This window comes from Nocardia sp. NPDC003726, assembly GCF_053586955.1.
Map to the genome: position 1 here is coordinate 1 of NZ_JBSFNF010000011.1, position 13448 is coordinate 13448.

General features: G+C 68.8%; 14 protein-coding genes. 6 read left to right on the top strand and 8 right to left on the bottom strand.

All coding sequences use genetic code 11. From position 1 onward, the window contains the following. Positions 1 to 133: 133 nt before the first annotated feature. The 3 genes from ACWDMM_RS16700 to ACWDMM_RS16710 are packed head-to-tail and all read right to left on the bottom strand — an operon-like array spanning position 134 to position 3398. Complete coding sequence (locus ACWDMM_RS16700; protein ID WP_323124623.1) at positions 134 to 1027, bottom strand: carbohydrate ABC transporter permease; 894 nt, start codon at positions 1025 to 1027, stop codon at positions 134 to 136. After that, positions 1027 to 2052 carry a carbohydrate ABC transporter permease gene (locus ACWDMM_RS16705; RefSeq protein WP_195081015.1) on the bottom strand — a complete coding sequence of 342 codons (1026 nt, stop codon included), beginning with the start codon at positions 2050 to 2052 and terminating at the stop codon, positions 1027 to 1029. The genes ACWDMM_RS16700 and ACWDMM_RS16705 overlap by 1 nt, the downstream gene beginning before the upstream one ends. Positions 2053 to 2096: 44 nt before the next feature. Next, complete coding sequence (locus tag ACWDMM_RS16710) at positions 2097 to 3398, bottom strand: ABC transporter substrate-binding protein (protein WP_195081014.1); 1302 nt, start codon at positions 3396 to 3398, stop codon at positions 2097 to 2099. A 122-nt stretch (positions 3399 to 3520) separates the two neighbouring features. Here ACWDMM_RS16710 and ACWDMM_RS16715 point away from each other — a divergent pair, with 122 nt between their 5' ends. Both ACWDMM_RS16715 and ACWDMM_RS16720 read left to right on the top strand, forming a co-directional pair. Next, the gene (locus ACWDMM_RS16715) at positions 3521 to 4366 is read left to right on the top strand and encodes a DUF2786 domain-containing protein (protein ID WP_195081013.1); all 846 of its coding nucleotides are present in this window, start codon (positions 3521 to 3523) and stop codon (positions 4364 to 4366) included. Between the two features lie 112 nt (positions 4367 to 4478). After that, entirely contained in the window at positions 4479 to 4991 is a 513-nt protein-coding gene (locus ACWDMM_RS16720) for a TIGR04338 family metallohydrolase (RefSeq protein ID WP_195081012.1), read from the top strand. A 113-nt stretch (positions 4992 to 5104) separates the two neighbouring features. On the opposite strand, the gene ACWDMM_RS16725 is transcribed toward ACWDMM_RS16720, so the two are convergent. Continuing rightward, a complete protein-coding gene (locus tag ACWDMM_RS16725; RefSeq protein WP_449938198.1) occupies positions 5105 to 6079 on the bottom strand; it encodes an o-succinylbenzoate synthase in 975 nt (324 codons plus the stop codon). Positions 6080 to 6185: 106 nt separating this feature from the next. Here ACWDMM_RS16725 and ACWDMM_RS16730 point away from each other — a divergent pair, with 106 nt between their 5' ends. Next, entirely contained in the window at positions 6186 to 6584 is a 399-nt protein-coding gene (locus ACWDMM_RS16730; protein WP_195081010.1) for a hypothetical protein, read from the top strand. Between the two features lie 36 nt (positions 6585 to 6620). After that, positions 6621 to 6959 carry a hypothetical protein gene (locus tag ACWDMM_RS16735; RefSeq protein WP_195081009.1) on the top strand — a complete coding sequence of 113 codons (339 nt, stop codon included), beginning with the start codon at positions 6621 to 6623 and terminating at the stop codon, positions 6957 to 6959. Positions 6960 to 7058: 99 nt separating this feature from the next. On the opposite strand, the gene ACWDMM_RS16740 is transcribed toward ACWDMM_RS16735, so the two are convergent. Beyond that, on the bottom strand, positions 7059 to 8231 hold the full coding sequence (locus ACWDMM_RS16740; RefSeq protein ID WP_449938201.1) for a thiolase family protein: 1173 nt from the start codon (positions 8229 to 8231) through the stop codon (positions 7059 to 7061). 99 nt (positions 8232 to 8330) lie between these two features. On the opposite strand from ACWDMM_RS16740, the gene ACWDMM_RS16745 reads away from it, so the two are divergent. Next, complete coding sequence (locus ACWDMM_RS16745) at positions 8331 to 8861, top strand: winged helix-turn-helix transcriptional regulator (protein WP_195081055.1); 531 nt, start codon at positions 8331 to 8333, stop codon at positions 8859 to 8861. Positions 8862 to 8876: 15 nt separating this feature from the next. Here the strand turns inward: ACWDMM_RS16745 and ACWDMM_RS16750 are convergent, their stop codons facing one another. From ACWDMM_RS16750 to ACWDMM_RS16760, 3 genes are all read right to left on the bottom strand, one after another. Beyond that, positions 8877 to 9959, bottom strand: coding sequence for an ABC transporter ATP-binding protein (locus tag ACWDMM_RS16750; protein WP_195081007.1), 1083 nt, complete (start codon positions 9957 to 9959; stop codon positions 8877 to 8879). A gap of 80 nt (positions 9960 to 10039) precedes the next feature. After that, a complete protein-coding gene (locus tag ACWDMM_RS16755; RefSeq protein WP_195081006.1) occupies positions 10040 to 11026 on the bottom strand; it encodes a phosphotriesterase family protein in 987 nt (328 codons plus the stop codon). A gap of 124 nt (positions 11027 to 11150) precedes the next feature. Continuing rightward, positions 11151 to 12437, bottom strand: a complete 1287-nt coding sequence (locus ACWDMM_RS16760) for a PucR family transcriptional regulator (protein ID WP_449938203.1) — start codon at positions 12435 to 12437, stop codon at positions 11151 to 11153. 117 nt (positions 12438 to 12554) lie between these two features. On the opposite strand from ACWDMM_RS16760, the gene ACWDMM_RS16765 reads away from it, so the two are divergent. Continuing rightward, entirely contained in the window at positions 12555 to 13349 is a 795-nt protein-coding gene (locus ACWDMM_RS16765) for an LLM class F420-dependent oxidoreductase (protein WP_195081004.1), read from the top strand. The last annotated feature ends 99 nt before the right edge of the window (positions 13350 to 13448 follow it).

A 13448-nucleotide genomic window follows, 5' to 3' on the forward strand; every position in this document is an offset into this window, starting at 1 on the left:
GCGTGCTCCGTTCGCGGCCCGGCTCGCGTTTGCGCGGCCGCCGCGTACGCGACGAAGGAGCAAGCGGCGGTCGCGCAAACGCGAGCCATGAAGGGGCCGCGAACACGCAGCGCCGCAGGCGCTGCCAAACAACTCAGCTCTTCACGCCGCCCGCGGTGAGGCCGGAGATGATCCGGCGCTGGAAGATCAGGACCATGATGACCAGCGGGATCGTGACGATGGTGCCCGCCGCCATGATCGCCGCGTACGGCTGCACCAGCGGATTGTTGCCGGAGAAGCGGGCGATGGCGACGGTGACCGGTTCGGTCTTGTCGCTGGAAAGCAAACGGGCCAGCAGGTATTCGTTGACCGCCGCGATGAACGCGAGAATCGCGGTGGTGAAGACGGCGGGAGCGGCCAAGGGCAGCATCACCAAGCGGAAGGCCTGCAGCTTGGTGGCGCCGTCGATCCGCGCGGCTTCTTCGAGTTCCCAAGGCAGTTCGGCGAAGAAGGACGCGAGGATGTAGACCGTCATCGGCAGCACGAAGGAGATGTTCGGAATGATCATCGCCTGGTACTCGCCGATCCAGCCCAGATTGGTGAACAGCTGGAACAGCGGGGTCACCAGCACGACCACCGGGAACATCGATGCGCTGAGGATCAGCCCGGACACCACGTACTTGCCGTGGAAGGTCAGCCGCGCCAGGGCGTATGCGGCCAGCACGCCGATCACCAACGCGATCGCGGTCGTGATGGAGCCGATGACGATGCTGTTGATCAGCGCCTTGCCGAAGTCGTTGCCGCGGCTGGTGTCGAACGCGTTGCGGAAGTTCTCCAGCGTGATGTGGGTGGGCCACGGGGTGTTGTCGAAGGTGTAGTCGGGATCGCGGAACGCGGTGACCGCCATCCAGTAGAACGGCGCCAGGCCCCAGACCAGCACGATCAGCGCGCCGAGGTACAGGCGCACGGAGCCGAGGCGCTTGGTCCACGGCACCTGCGCCGCGGCGGGCTTCCCGGTCACGGCCTTCTCCGCTGTCTGCACGGACATCAGTGCGCCTCCCGCTGTTCTTCCTGGGTGCGAACCGCGTTCGCGCCCAGGATCTTCACCAGCACGAACGCCACGGCGAAGATCAAAAGGAAGGTGATCGTCGACAACGCGGCCGCGCTGTTGGGGCCTTGCCGGACCTGATCGACCACCAGGATCGACACCGTGCGGGTGGACGGGTTGCCCAGCGTCATGATCGCGGGCAGGTCGTACATCCGCAGCGCGTCCATGGTCCGGAACAGCACCGCGACCAGCAGGGCCGGCTTCAGCAGCGGCAGCGTGATCTGGGTGAACCGCTGCCAGGCCGACGCGCCGTCGACCCGAGCCGCCTCGTACACGTCGGCCGGGATCACTTGCAGACCGGCCAGCAGCAGCAGCGCCATGAACGGCGTGGTCTTCCAGACGTCGGCCGCGATCACCGCGATCCGCGCGGGCCACGGGTCGGAGGTCCACAGGATGTGCGTGCCGAGCACGCGGTTGACCACCCCGTCGTACTGGAACATGAACTCCCACAGCCGCGCGGTGACGGCGGTCGGGATGGCCCACGGAATCAGCACGGCGGCGCGCAGCAGCGCCCGGCCGCGGAAGGTCTTGCCCATCACCATGGCCATGCCGAGGCCGAGTGTGGCTTCCAGCGCGACGGTGACGACGGTGAACAACAGCGTGACCCCGATGGCAAGCCAGAATTGCGAGCCGAGGTTGCCGGTCGGGCACGGCACCGTCTCACCGGTCGCGACCTGGCACTGTTGCAGCAGCCAGTGCGTGTAGTTGGCGAATCCGGCGTTGCCGCCTTCGACGAACATGCCGGTCGCCGGGTCGAGCCCGGAGTCCTTCTGGAAGGACATCCACAGCGCCCGGATCACGGGATAGCCGATGACGACCGCGAGGGCGATCAGCACGGGGGTGACGAACACCCAGGCTTTTCCGGAGCGGCGAAGCTCGAGGGCCAGCCTGGCGGCCGGGCCGCGCCTGGCCGGAACTGATTCGTCTTTCGGCACGCTAGTCGCCGTTCCCGAAGGATCCGACACCGTTTCTCTCCTGCGGGTTCGTCGGGTCCGTTGCGTTCAACCGCTCACGATCCCGCGGTCTCGATGCCCTTTTGCATACCGGTGATCGCGTCGTCGACGGACTTGGTTCCGTTCAAGGCAGCATAGGCGTTGTCCTGGATGGCCTTGCTCACGGCGGGGTAGAACGGCGTCACCGGACGGGGCACCGCGCTGGCGATGGAATCCTTGAGCGCGGGCAGGTACGGCATCTTCGCGATCAGCGCCGGGTCGTCGTACATGGACGCGCGCACCGACGGCAGCGCGCCCGCCGCGACGATGTGCTGCGCGTCCTCGCTGATCAGGAAGCGCAGGAAGTCCAGCGCGGTGGCCTTGTTCTTGGAGAACGCGCTGATCGCCGCGTTGTAGCCGCCGAGGGTGGAGGCGCCGACGCCGTTCTCGCCAGGCAGCGGGGCGACCGCGAACTTGTCCTTCACCGCGGAGGCCTCGCCGCCGACGTCACCGAAGGTGGACGGCCACGAGCGCAGGAACATCAGCTTGCCCTGCGCGAAGGCGTTGCTGGACTCGGGCTCCTTGAAGGTGATGGCCTCTTTGGGGATGTCGCCGTTGTTGTAGGCGTCGACCAGGACCTTCAGTCCGGCGCGTGACTGCGGGCTGTTCACCGTGGGGGTCTTGCCGTCGGCGCCGACGAAGCTGCCGCCGTAGGCGTTGATCACCTCGGCCGCGTTCACGGTCAGTCCCTCGTAGGGCGCGAACTGGCCCGCGTAGCAACCGATGTTCTGCTGGCGCGCGATCGGGCACTGGGCCAGCAGCTCGTTCCAGGTCTTGGGCGGGTTGGGCACCAGGTCCTTGCGGTAGAACAGCAGGCCGCCGTTGGTGTTGCGGGGCGCGGCGTAGAGCGTGTTGTTGTAGGTCGCGCTGGCGACCGGCGGGGACAGCAGCGCGCTGGTGTCGATGGCGAAGGAGTCCTTCAGCGGCTGGATCCAGCCTTTGGCGGCGAACTCGGCGGTCCAGGGCACGTCCAGGGCGACCACGTCGTAGTTGGACTGCTTGGAGCGCATGTGCTCGACCAGGTCGTCGTACTGCTGGGAGGCGTCGTTCGACTGCTCCTTGAACGTCACCGGCTCGTCCGGGTGCGCGGCGTTCCAGCGCTCGATCAGCTGCTTGACCGCGCCGGTCTCGGTGGTGTCCTTGCCCTCGACGTAGGTGATCGGGCCGCGTCCGGTGAGGTTCTGGCTGATCGGGCTGCCACCGCTGTCGCTGGAGCAGGCGCTGGTGAACGTCGCGGTCAGCAGCCCGACCGAGGCGAGGGCCACCGCGGCCCGCGGTACGAGCGACGAACGTAGGGACGTCACCTTCTTCACAGCCATCGCAAACACTCCAGGATCGTTCGTGAGCGGCAGCACACCCTGCCGGTGCACAAGGCAAGATACATGGTGTCGATCCGGTGTGCGGGACAGTGGCCGCAAGTCGCCCACTAGGCTGGGGCGCGATGTCTTCGCCGAACGCGGTTCCCGATCGGATGCTCACGCGCATCGGTGGGCTGCTGCGCAAGGCCGAGTCGACCGACAACGAACACGAGGCCGAAGCCTTTCTCGCCGCGGCTCAGCGGCTGGCCACGAAGTCGTCCATCGATCTCGCGGTGGCGCGGGCGCACATCGCCGGACGTGAGCGCAGGCCGACGCCCGTGCAGCGGATCATCCCGATCGGCGAGCCGGGCAAACGCGGTTTGCGCACCTATGTCCAGCTGTTCGTCGCCATCGCGGCCGCGAACGACGTGCGCTGCGACGTCGCCCGGACTTCGACGCAGGTGTACGCCTACGGGTTCGACTCCGATATCGATACCTGCGAGGCGCTCTACGCCAGTCTGCTCGTGCAGATGGTGCGCGCGTCCGACCAGTACATCAAGTCGGGCGCTTACCGATCGGCCACCGTCGAGAAGATCGTGGTGGAGAAGCGCTGGGGCCGACAGGTCCGGCGCAGGGTGCAGGCGCCGGTCGCGGGTGTGACAGCGCGGTTGAATTTCCAGATGGCCTTCGCCGCGCGGATCGGCAGGCGGCTGTCGGAGGTGAAGGCGGAGGTCGAAGCCGAAGTGGTGCCGGGGGACGCCGACGCGGCCGGGACGGCGCTGGCGCTGCGGAACAAGGAGATCGAGCTCACGGACTTCTACGCGAAGACGTCGGAGGCGCGCGGGACCTGGCGCGGGCCGCAGGCGTCGGCCGGGCATTCGGCGGCGGCGCGGGCGGCGGGGGATCGCGCGGGCCGGGCGGCCCGGATCGGCACCTCTCCCGAACTGCCCGCTCCCCGTAGGAAGCTGACCTCCTCAGAGGGCGGTTGACCAGCGTGAACATCGCGGGCTGCTGGGCACGATCGAGCGACCATGCCCGCGCGTGTCCGGCGGGAATCCCGATCCGGTCGATGCGCGCCGCCGCTAGATCGGGCGCGCTTCGATGACCGTGCGCGACAGCCAGCGCGCCAAGGTCTACGACGCCGAGCAGTTGGTACGCGGTGTGTTCGATCGCGCGGACGAGCACGGCGTGCGCACCGTCGAACTCTATGGCTCGCAGCTCACGCTGCCTATCGAGCGCCGCTTCGCCTCGGTGGAATCGGTGCAGAGTTATACGGACAAGGTGCTGGCGCTGAATTGGGTTCGAGCGCGCTGGGAACGGGCCGCGGTGGCGGTGCGCGTTCGTGCGCGCGCCGGGACGACTGCCGCGCACTACGAGGCGGCCGACGCGGTCCTCGCGGTTCCGCTGCACACCGGCGGGACGGCCTGGGCGCTGCGGGAACTGGTGATCCTGCACGAACTGGCGCATCACCTGGACCCCGCTGCGGGGTCGGTGGCCGCGCACGGCCCGGAGTTCTGCGACCGCTATGTGGAGCTCGTGGACGGCGTCGTCGGCCCCGAGGCGGCGTTGCTCTTGCGTGCGACGATGCTCGGCTGCGGCGTCCGCATCGGGTGAGCCTGGCTGACCGTGTGGGCAGGAACAGCCGGTTACGGGGCGTCGCGCGCTCTGTGCGCGTCGATTCCATCTCTCGCGAGGGGGGCGGACGCCGAGCAGTGGGGCTCGCGCCGTTAGGTGTGCGGGAGCAAAGCGGTGACGCGGGCCAAGCGGTCCTCCCACCAGGCGGTGCGGTCGGCGTCGGGGTGGCGATGGCTTTCCAGCAGTGCCGGTTCCGGCTCGGGCGGGGTGCGCAGGACGGGGAGGTAGCCGTCGACCGCCCGGAGCGAGCCGCGGGTAACGTCACCGGTGAGCAGGCTCAAAGTGCCCAGACCACAGGCGAAGTCGAGTTCGGGGAGCGCGCCCGCCAGCGCCAGCTGTGCGGCCAGGCCGACGCTGGTTTCCAGAGCGGACGAGACCACGCAGGGCAGCCCTGCCGCCTCGGCTACTTGCAGGGCGCGGCGGACTCCGCCGAGCGGCGTGCATTTGAGGACGGCGATATCGGCGGCACCGGCGACCGCGACGCGCATCGGGTCCTCGGCGCGGCGGATGGATTCGTCGGCGGCGATGCGCACGTCCACGCGGCGGCGTACAGCGGCGAGTTCCTCGATCGTGCGGCAGGGCTGTTCCACGTACTCCAGCCCACCTGCGGCCTTGTCGATCTGCCGAATGTGGCGCACCGCGGTGCCGACGTCCCAAACCGCGTTGGCGTCGACCCGGATCGCGCCGTTGCGGCCGAGCGCGTCACGCACCGCCTCCACCCTGGCCAGATCCTCGGCGAGCGATTCCGGGTGGTCGGCGACCTTCACCTTCGCGGTGCGGCAGCCGGATCGGGCCACGATCGCGTGCGCCTGCTGCGGGTCGACGGCGGGCACCGTGCAATTGATCGGTATCCGGTCGCGCACCGGCTCGGGCCAGCCGGTCGTCACCTGCTCCAGAGCGGTGGCCAGCCACGCGGCGGCCTCCCGGTCGTCGTACTCGGGGAACGGGCAGAATTCGCCCCAGCCGAGCGGCCCGTGGATCAGCATCCCTTCGCGCACCGTGATGCCACGGAAGCGGGTGCGCATCGGAATGGCGTAGACGACGTTCTGCGCTGCGGAGTCGCTCATCGCCGATCAGCTTATGCGGCCGCCACGGCGGATCGGGGGATTGCGCACGCACACTCGAGTAGTTTCCCGGAGCCGGCATGGCGTGTGAGACGGGATCGTTGGCGTCATGATCCACACCGGCATTCCGCAGCCTCGGCCGCACGGCACGCCGTCATGGCCGCCCGCCGGGCAGCGGCCGGTGCGGACCTGGGACGTCGTGCTCGCCGTCGTGCTGTACTGCGTCGCGGTGGTCCTCGGACTGGCCGCCGCCTATTTCACCGTCTTCTTCGCCTTCGCCGCCGATCCGTGCGGTCAGGACAACTGCCGCACCGAATACCTCGGCTGGGCCTTCGCCGTGTCGTGGGGCGGGACGGCGATCGCGATCGCAGGCGTGACCGGGATGCTCATCCTGGCCGCGGTCAAGCGCTGGTACATGTGGTATTGGCCGGTGCTGGCGATGGTGCTGATCGTGCTGTCGTTCGCCGGCGGCCTCGCCCTGGCCTCCCAGGTCTACACCGGCGTTTGAGATGCCGTGCGCAGGTGGAGCAGTCATGCTGATGCAATGGCGTGGCACCTGCGGCGGCGAACGGCCGATGCCCTGCGCGTGGCGGCGGGTTCGGTGGTCGTCCTCGGATTCGGCTGGGTGATGGCCGCTTTCGTCCCGCTCTACGAAGTGCTCTTGCGCGACGGACCCGAGGGCGGGGGCGCCGGATATCTGTGGTGGGCGCAAGTCATCGCCTGGGCGGGCATCGCGGCTTCGGTGCTCGCGGCGGTCGTCTCCGCTCTGGAAAAAGTGCGCGACCGCAGGCCGATCGCCTGGACGCCGCTGATCGCGGTGCCGCTGATCCTCGAATCCTGGCTGGTCGGCTTCCTGATCGCGGTGATACTCGTTTCGTTCTAGCTGCCCGCTGCGACACAGCGTGTCCGGGACAGGCCGCGCCACCGGCCTGCGTGCTCGCGTCGAACCGTCACGAACACGCAGCGCCGGTGGTGAACCGGATCAGCTCAGCCGCTCCACGATGGTCGCGTTCGCCAGACCGCCTGCCTCACACATGGTTTGCAGGCCGTAGCGGGCGCCGCGGTCCCGCATGGCGTGGACCAGCGTGGTCATCAACCGGGCGCCGGACGCGCCGAGCGGGTGACCGATCGCGATCGCCCCGCCGTTGACGTTGACCTTCGCCAGATCCGCCCCGGTGTCGTGCGCCCACGCCAGGACCACCGGCGAGAACGCCTCGTTGATCTCGATCAGGTCGATGTCGGACAGCTGTAACCCGGCCCGCTGCAACACCTTCCTGGTCGCCGGGATCACCGCGGTGAGCATCAGCAGCGGGTCGTCACCGGCCACCGCGAAGCTGTGCAGCCGGGCCAGCGGCTTCAACCCGAGTTCCTTCGCGCGCTCGCTGGTCATGATGAGCACCGCCGCGCTGCCGTCGCTGACCTGGCTCGCGGTCGCCGCGGTGATCTCCCAGCCGATCTGCGGGAAGCGGGCGGCCATGGCCGGGTCGTAGTAGGCCGGGCGCAGGGCGGCCAGCGTCTCCAGCGTGCTGCCGACCCGGATGCCCTCGTCGGTGGCGAGTCCGTTGATCGGCGCGAGTTCCCGCGCGAACAGGCCGTTCTTGGTGGCGAGCGCGGCCTTCTCGTGGCTGCCGAGCGCGAATTCGTCGAGCTGGGTGCGGGTGAGTCCCCACTTCGCCGCGATCAGCTCCGCGCTGATGCCCTGCGGGACGAGTCCTTCCGGGTACCGCTCGGCGAAGCCGACACCGGAGATGTCGTCCGAACCGACCAAGTTGGCGCCCATGGGAATCCGGCCCATCGACTCCACGCCCGCGGCGACCACGATGTCGTAGGCGCCCGCGATCACGCCTTGCGCGGCGAAGTGGATCGCCTGCTGGCTGCTGCCGCACTGCCGGTCGACGGTGGTGGCCGGGACCGATTCGGGATACCCGGCGGCCAGCGCGGCCCGCCGCGTCATGTTCGCGCCCTGCTCGCCGAACTGGGTGACCACGCCGCCGATCACGTCATCGATCAGGGCGGGGTCGACGCCGCTGCGGTTCACCACCTCCCGCAGGCTGTGGGCCAGCAGATCAACCGCATTGACGTCGTGCAGCGCGCCGTTCGGCTTCCCTTTGCCGATCGGCGTGCGTACCGCTTCGACGATCACCGCGTCTCTCATGGTGCTTCCCTTCGGACCGAGAGCCGGGCCGCCATGCCTGGCTCTATCAACACATAGTCAGACTACACCTGACAATAGTTGACGCAAGTCAGCCTGGGTATGATGTGGGTCATGGCAGCAGTGATGGAAGGACCGTTGGCCGATCTCAACGCGTGGAAGCCCGACGAGTGCTCGATCGCCAAAGCGATGGACCTCATCGGCACGCGCTCGGCGGTGCTGATCCTGCGCGAGGCGTACTACGGGACTCGTCGGTTCGACGGGTTCGCCAGCCGGGTCGGCATCACCGACGCGGCGGCCGCGGCCCAGTTGCGCAAACTCACCGAAGCCGGCCTGCTGGCGAAACGGCCGTACCAGGAGGAAGGCAAGCGCACCAGGCACGAATACGTGCTCACCCGGATGGGTCGCGATCTGCTGCCCGCCGTGCTGGCGCTCATGCAGTGGGGCGACGCCTACTTGCAGCCAGGACCCGCTCCGCTGCTCTTGGTCGAGGAGGCGACCGGCGCTCCGGTGCGGGTGCAGGTGCGCAGCGAGTCCGGCCGCGAGATCGAACTCGAGGAACTGGGCGTGCGGCTCAACGAGGACTACGCCAGGCAGCGGCGTGAACGCCGTCGCTCCGACACGACGGACTGATGCCCGGCGGCGTGCTCAGTTGAGCCTGCGCCCGTCGGTGTCGAAGAAGTAGATGTGCTCCGGCGCGGTGGACAGCCGCAGCCGAGCGCCCTTCGCGGGCGGATTGCGCCAATCCGCGCGGGAGACGATGGTCTCCCCGGCGCCGTCGGTCCCGCCTTCGGCGACGGTGCGGCCGTAGATGTAGGCGTCGGAACCGAGTTCCTCCACCACGTCGACCTCCATCTCGATGCCGGAGCCGTTGCCCAGCTCGAAGTGCTCCGGGCGGATGCCGACCGTCACGGTGCCGCCCGCCTCGTCCGCCACCGTGCGCGGCAGCGCGATCGCGTGCCCGCCCAGTTCCACCCGGCCGTCGGTGACCGGAAGGGTGAACAGGTTCATGGCGGGCGAGCCCATGAACCCGGCGACGAACACGTTGGCCGGATCGCGGTAGAGGTCGCGCGGGGTGGCGCACTGCTGCAACAGGCCGTCCTTCAGCACGGCGACCCGATCGCCCATGGTCATCGCCTCGACCTGGTCGTGGGTGACGTACACCGTGGTGGTGCCGAGCCTGCGCTGCAACTGAGCGATCTGGGTGCGGGTCTGCACGCGCAGCTTGGCGTCCAGGTTCGACAGCGGCTCGTCCATCAGGAACACCTGGGGCTGGCGCACGATCGCGCGGCCCATCGCCACCCGCTGACGCTGGCCGCCCGACAGCGCCTTCGGCTTGCGATCCAGGAAGGGCTCCAGATCCAGCAACTTGGCCGCCTCCAGCACCCGCTTCTCCTTCTCCGCCTTGGCCACCTTGGCCAATTTCAGCGCGAAGCCCATGTTCTCCGCGACGGTCATGTGCGGGTAGAGCGCGTAGTTCTGGAACACCATGGCGATGTCGCGTTCCTTCGGCTCTGCGTTGGTGACGTCGTTGGCGCCGATCAGGATGCGTCCGCCGTTGACCTCCTCCAGCCCGGCGAGCATGCGCAGCGAGGTGGACTTCCCGCAGCCGGAGGGGCCGACCAGGACGAGGAACTCGCCGTCCTCGATCTCCAGGTTCAGCCGATCCACCGCGGGTTCGGTCGAGCCGGGGTAGAGCCGCGTCGCGTTGTCGAAGGTCACAGTGGCCATGACGAATTCACATCCCATCCCGGCAGGAACGTGCCGGACGATCCGAGCAAGGGTCCGGCGATCCTATCGGGCGAGCCGCGTCAGCGGGTGCGCGCCTCGAAGAACGCGCGCGGGACGTCGACGAGCATGGTGTCGATCTGCTCCTCGGTCACACCGCGTTCGAGCACGTAGGGGAACACGTCTTCGAACAGGTGGGTGTAGTGCCACTGCGGCAGGGCGGCCATGGCGGCGGGCTCGATCCAGTCGATGTAGCAGCTCGCGTCCTGGGACAGCACCATGCGGTCGGTGTAGCCGCGCCGCACCATCTCGATCAGCGTGTCCGCGCGGGCTTCGAAGGTGGTGTCGAGATTGATGCCGAAGCGGTCCATGCCGAGCACGAAGCCCGCGTCGGCCAGTTCGGCGAGGTGATCGCAGTCGGTGGTGTCGCCGCTGTGCCCGAGCACGATGCGGCCGGGGTCGACGCCTTCCTCGTCGCACATCACGCGCTTCACGTCGAGCCCGGACCGCGTCTCCGGATGGGTGTGCACCGTGATCGGCACCCCGGTCTCGAGATGGGCCTTCGCGACCGCGCGCATCACGCGTTCGACGCCCGCGGTCGGCCCTTGCTTGTCGATCGCGCACTTGAGCATGCCCGCCTTGACCCCGGTGCCCGCGATCCCGTCGCGGATATCGCCGACGAACATGTCGACCATCGGGTCGGGCACCTGCGCGCCGACGATGTCGTTCAGCGCGGGGCCGCGGTAGTGGAAGAAGAAGGGGACATCGCCATAGGTGTAGATACCGGTGGCGACCACCAGGTTCAGCGGCACCTGCTCGGCGATCCGCTGAATCCTCGGTATGTAGCGGCCCAGCCCGACCACCGTCGGATCGACGATCGTGCGCACTCCCGCGTCGTAGGCCACCCGCAACCGCCGGACGGCATCGGCGATGCGTTCGTCCTCGGAGCCCCATTCGGCCGGATAGTTCTGCTGGACATCTCCGGTGAGCACGAAGACGTGCTCGTGCATCAGCGTCACTCCGAGATCGGCGGTATCGATCGGTCCGCGTACGGTTTCCAGCGTTGACACGGCGGTTTCTCCTCATCTGAGCTGCGCATTCGCGGAAATCGTACGAATCGGCATGTGATGTGGGCCATATTCGCGGGTGCTGAAACTTCGTACAACTTTCGTGCCGACCGCACAAAGGACAGCGTCAGGCCGGGCACGGTCGCAGCACCGCCGGTCCGAACCAGCGGGCAGCCTGCAACGCCAGGTGCAGGTGCAGCGTGCGGTCGTGATCGTCGAAGGTGTGGCCGGTCAGGTCGAGCGCCTGCCGCACCCGGTATTGGACGGTGTTGCGGTGCACGGCCAGTTCCTCGGCGGCCGCGGCGTAGCTGCGGTTGTTGGCGAGGAAGACGCGCAGGGTTTCGCGCAGCCAGAGATTGCGCTGGTTGTCGGTGGCGAGCTCACCCAGGCAGTCGGCGACGTACTGGCGCAGTTCCTCGATGTCGGCGCCGAGCAGCGCGACGGCGGCCACCTGCTGGTGCGACACCGCACGGGGCGCGCCGGGACCTGCCAGCAGCACGAGTTCGCGCACCCGGTCGGCTTGGCGCAGGCTGCGCCGGAATCCCGCGACACCGCTGCCGCAGCCGCCCACCGCCACGCGCACCGGTAAGGCCAGCGCGGACAAGGCCCGTTGGATGGCCTCGGCATCGATGGTCGTGTCCCGGGCGATCGAGAACCACAGCCGGACCTCGCGTTCGTCGGTCGGCACCAGCAGCGCCCGGCGCGGGTGGCCGAGCAGCGGGACCAGAGCCGCGCGCACGGCATCGAGGACATCCACCGCGGCCCGCGCCGAAAGCTGCGGTTCGGTCCAGGCGTTCACCGCGACGTGACGGCCCGACAAGGGATAGCCCAGCACTTGCTCCGCCTGGGCGATGTCGTCGGCCGAGCCGTCGAGCACCCGCGCCACCCATTCCTGGCGCAGGCCGCCGCGGCTGCCGACCCACCGGTCGCGTTCCTGTTCGTAGGCGATGCCGACCTGCTCGCACACCCGGTCGATGTACACCGCGGAGCGATGGACCATCCGGATGATGGCCGCCGCGCTGTCGGAGCCGCCCAGCTCCACGGCGTAGCGCATCGCGATGTCGAGAAACCCGGCGTGCCCCACGCGGTAGGCCCGGATCAGCGCCGAGAGCGGGACGTCGCGCTGGGCGAGAGTGCGCGCGTACACCAGCGCCCTGGCCGGAGCGTGCACGTCGTGCTCGGCGGCGTCGTTCTGCACGAAGTCCAGCACCGACATCAGGTTGTCGGTGGTACCCGCCTCGAACAGGCCGCGCAACCGGACATCCGAGTCGAGGGCGACGACCTGCGCGCGCATCACCGCCGAGAGCTCGGCGATCAACTGGTCGCGCCCGCGCAGCATCGTCGAGACGACCGCGCGAACCACCTCGTCCTCGCCGTCGGCCACGGGCGACACCTCCATCCGCAGGCTCGGCATCGGGTCCCAACCTAGCCGGTCGGCCCACGCCGGAAGCACCCGTGCGGCGGCCTGCGGGAACCCCGCCGCGCCGGTAACCTCGGGGCGGGGACGGGACCGAGCGACGAGGAGAATGCCATGAGTCGTCCAGTTCGGATCGGAGTTCAGCTACAGCCGCAGCACGCGCCGGAGTACCGGCTCATCCGGGACGCGGTGTTGCGATGCGAGGACGCGGGCGTCGACATCGTGTTCAACTGGGATCACTTCTATCCGCTCACCGGCGATCCCGACGGCGCGCATTTCGAGTGCTGGACGATGCTGGGCGCGTTCGCCGAGCAGACCGAGCGGGTGGAGATCGGCGCGCTGGTCACCGGCGGCGGCTACCGCAATCCGGACCTGCTGGCCGACATGGCGCGCACCGTCGACCACATCAGCGGCGGACGGCTCATCCTCGGTCTCGGCGCGGGCTGGTTCAAGAAGGACTACGACGAGTACGGCTACGATTTCGGCACCCCTGGCAGCAGGCTGGAACTGCTGAAGGAGACCCTCGCCCGGATCAGCGCCCGGCTGCCGAAGCTCAATCCGCGCCCGACCCGCGATCTGCCGATCCTGATCGGCGGCGGTGGCGAGAAGAAGACCTTGCGGCTCGTCGCGCAGTACGCCGACATGTGGCACACCTTCGCCGACCTGGACGTGCTCGCGCACAAGAACAAGGTGCTCGCCGAGCACTGCGCGGCCGTCGGCACCGACCAAGCGCGCATCGAGCGTTCGGTGCAGTGGCCGGGACTGGAGAAGGCTTCCGCTTTCGTCGAGGCGGGCGTGACCACCTTCACCATCGGGACCAGCGGCCCGGACTACGACCTGAGCGAGGTCGCGAAAGCCGTGCGATGGCGCGACGAGCTCAACCCGGAACCGGTGAGCGGTCTGGCCTGAGCGCCGACTGTTGCGCGACGGCGGCGTGGCATTCGAATCACCGTGATCGAAACCCTCGACCCGTCGCGGCGGCATGGCTTCCGGCGCTACCGGCCTCGG

Coding starts and splice junctions, on each gene's coding strand:
- ACWDMM_RS16700 (WP_323124623.1), bottom strand. CDS start 1,027: ATGTCCGTGCAGACAGCGGAGAAGGCCGTGACCGGGAAGCCCGCCGCG.
- ACWDMM_RS16710 (WP_195081014.1), bottom strand. CDS start 3,398: ATGGCTGTGAAGAAGGTGACGTCCCTACGTTCGTCGCTCGTACCGCGG.
- ACWDMM_RS16715 (WP_195081013.1), top strand. CDS start 3,521: ATGTCTTCGCCGAACGCGGTTCCCGATCGGATGCTCACGCGCATCGGT.
- ACWDMM_RS16720 (WP_195081012.1), top strand. CDS start 4,479: ATGACCGTGCGCGACAGCCAGCGCGCCAAGGTCTACGACGCCGAGCAG.
- ACWDMM_RS16725 (WP_449938198.1), bottom strand. CDS start 6,079: ATGAGCGACTCCGCAGCGCAGAACGTCGTCTACGCCATTCCGATGCGC.
- ACWDMM_RS16730 (WP_195081010.1), top strand. CDS start 6,186: ATGATCCACACCGGCATTCCGCAGCCTCGGCCGCACGGCACGCCGTCA.
- ACWDMM_RS16735 (WP_195081009.1), top strand. CDS start 6,621: ATGGCGTGGCACCTGCGGCGGCGAACGGCCGATGCCCTGCGCGTGGCG.
- ACWDMM_RS16740 (WP_449938201.1), bottom strand. CDS start 8,231: ATGAGAGACGCGGTGATCGTCGAAGCGGTACGCACGCCGATCGGCAAA.
- ACWDMM_RS16745 (WP_195081055.1), top strand. CDS start 8,331: ATGATGTGGGTCATGGCAGCAGTGATGGAAGGACCGTTGGCCGATCTC.
- ACWDMM_RS16750 (WP_195081007.1), bottom strand. CDS start 9,959: ATGGCCACTGTGACCTTCGACAACGCGACGCGGCTCTACCCCGGCTCG.
- ACWDMM_RS16760 (WP_449938203.1), bottom strand. CDS start 12,437: ATGCCGAGCCTGCGGATGGAGGTGTCGCCCGTGGCCGACGGCGAGGAC.
- ACWDMM_RS16765 (WP_195081004.1), top strand. CDS start 12,555: ATGAGTCGTCCAGTTCGGATCGGAGTTCAGCTACAGCCGCAGCACGCG.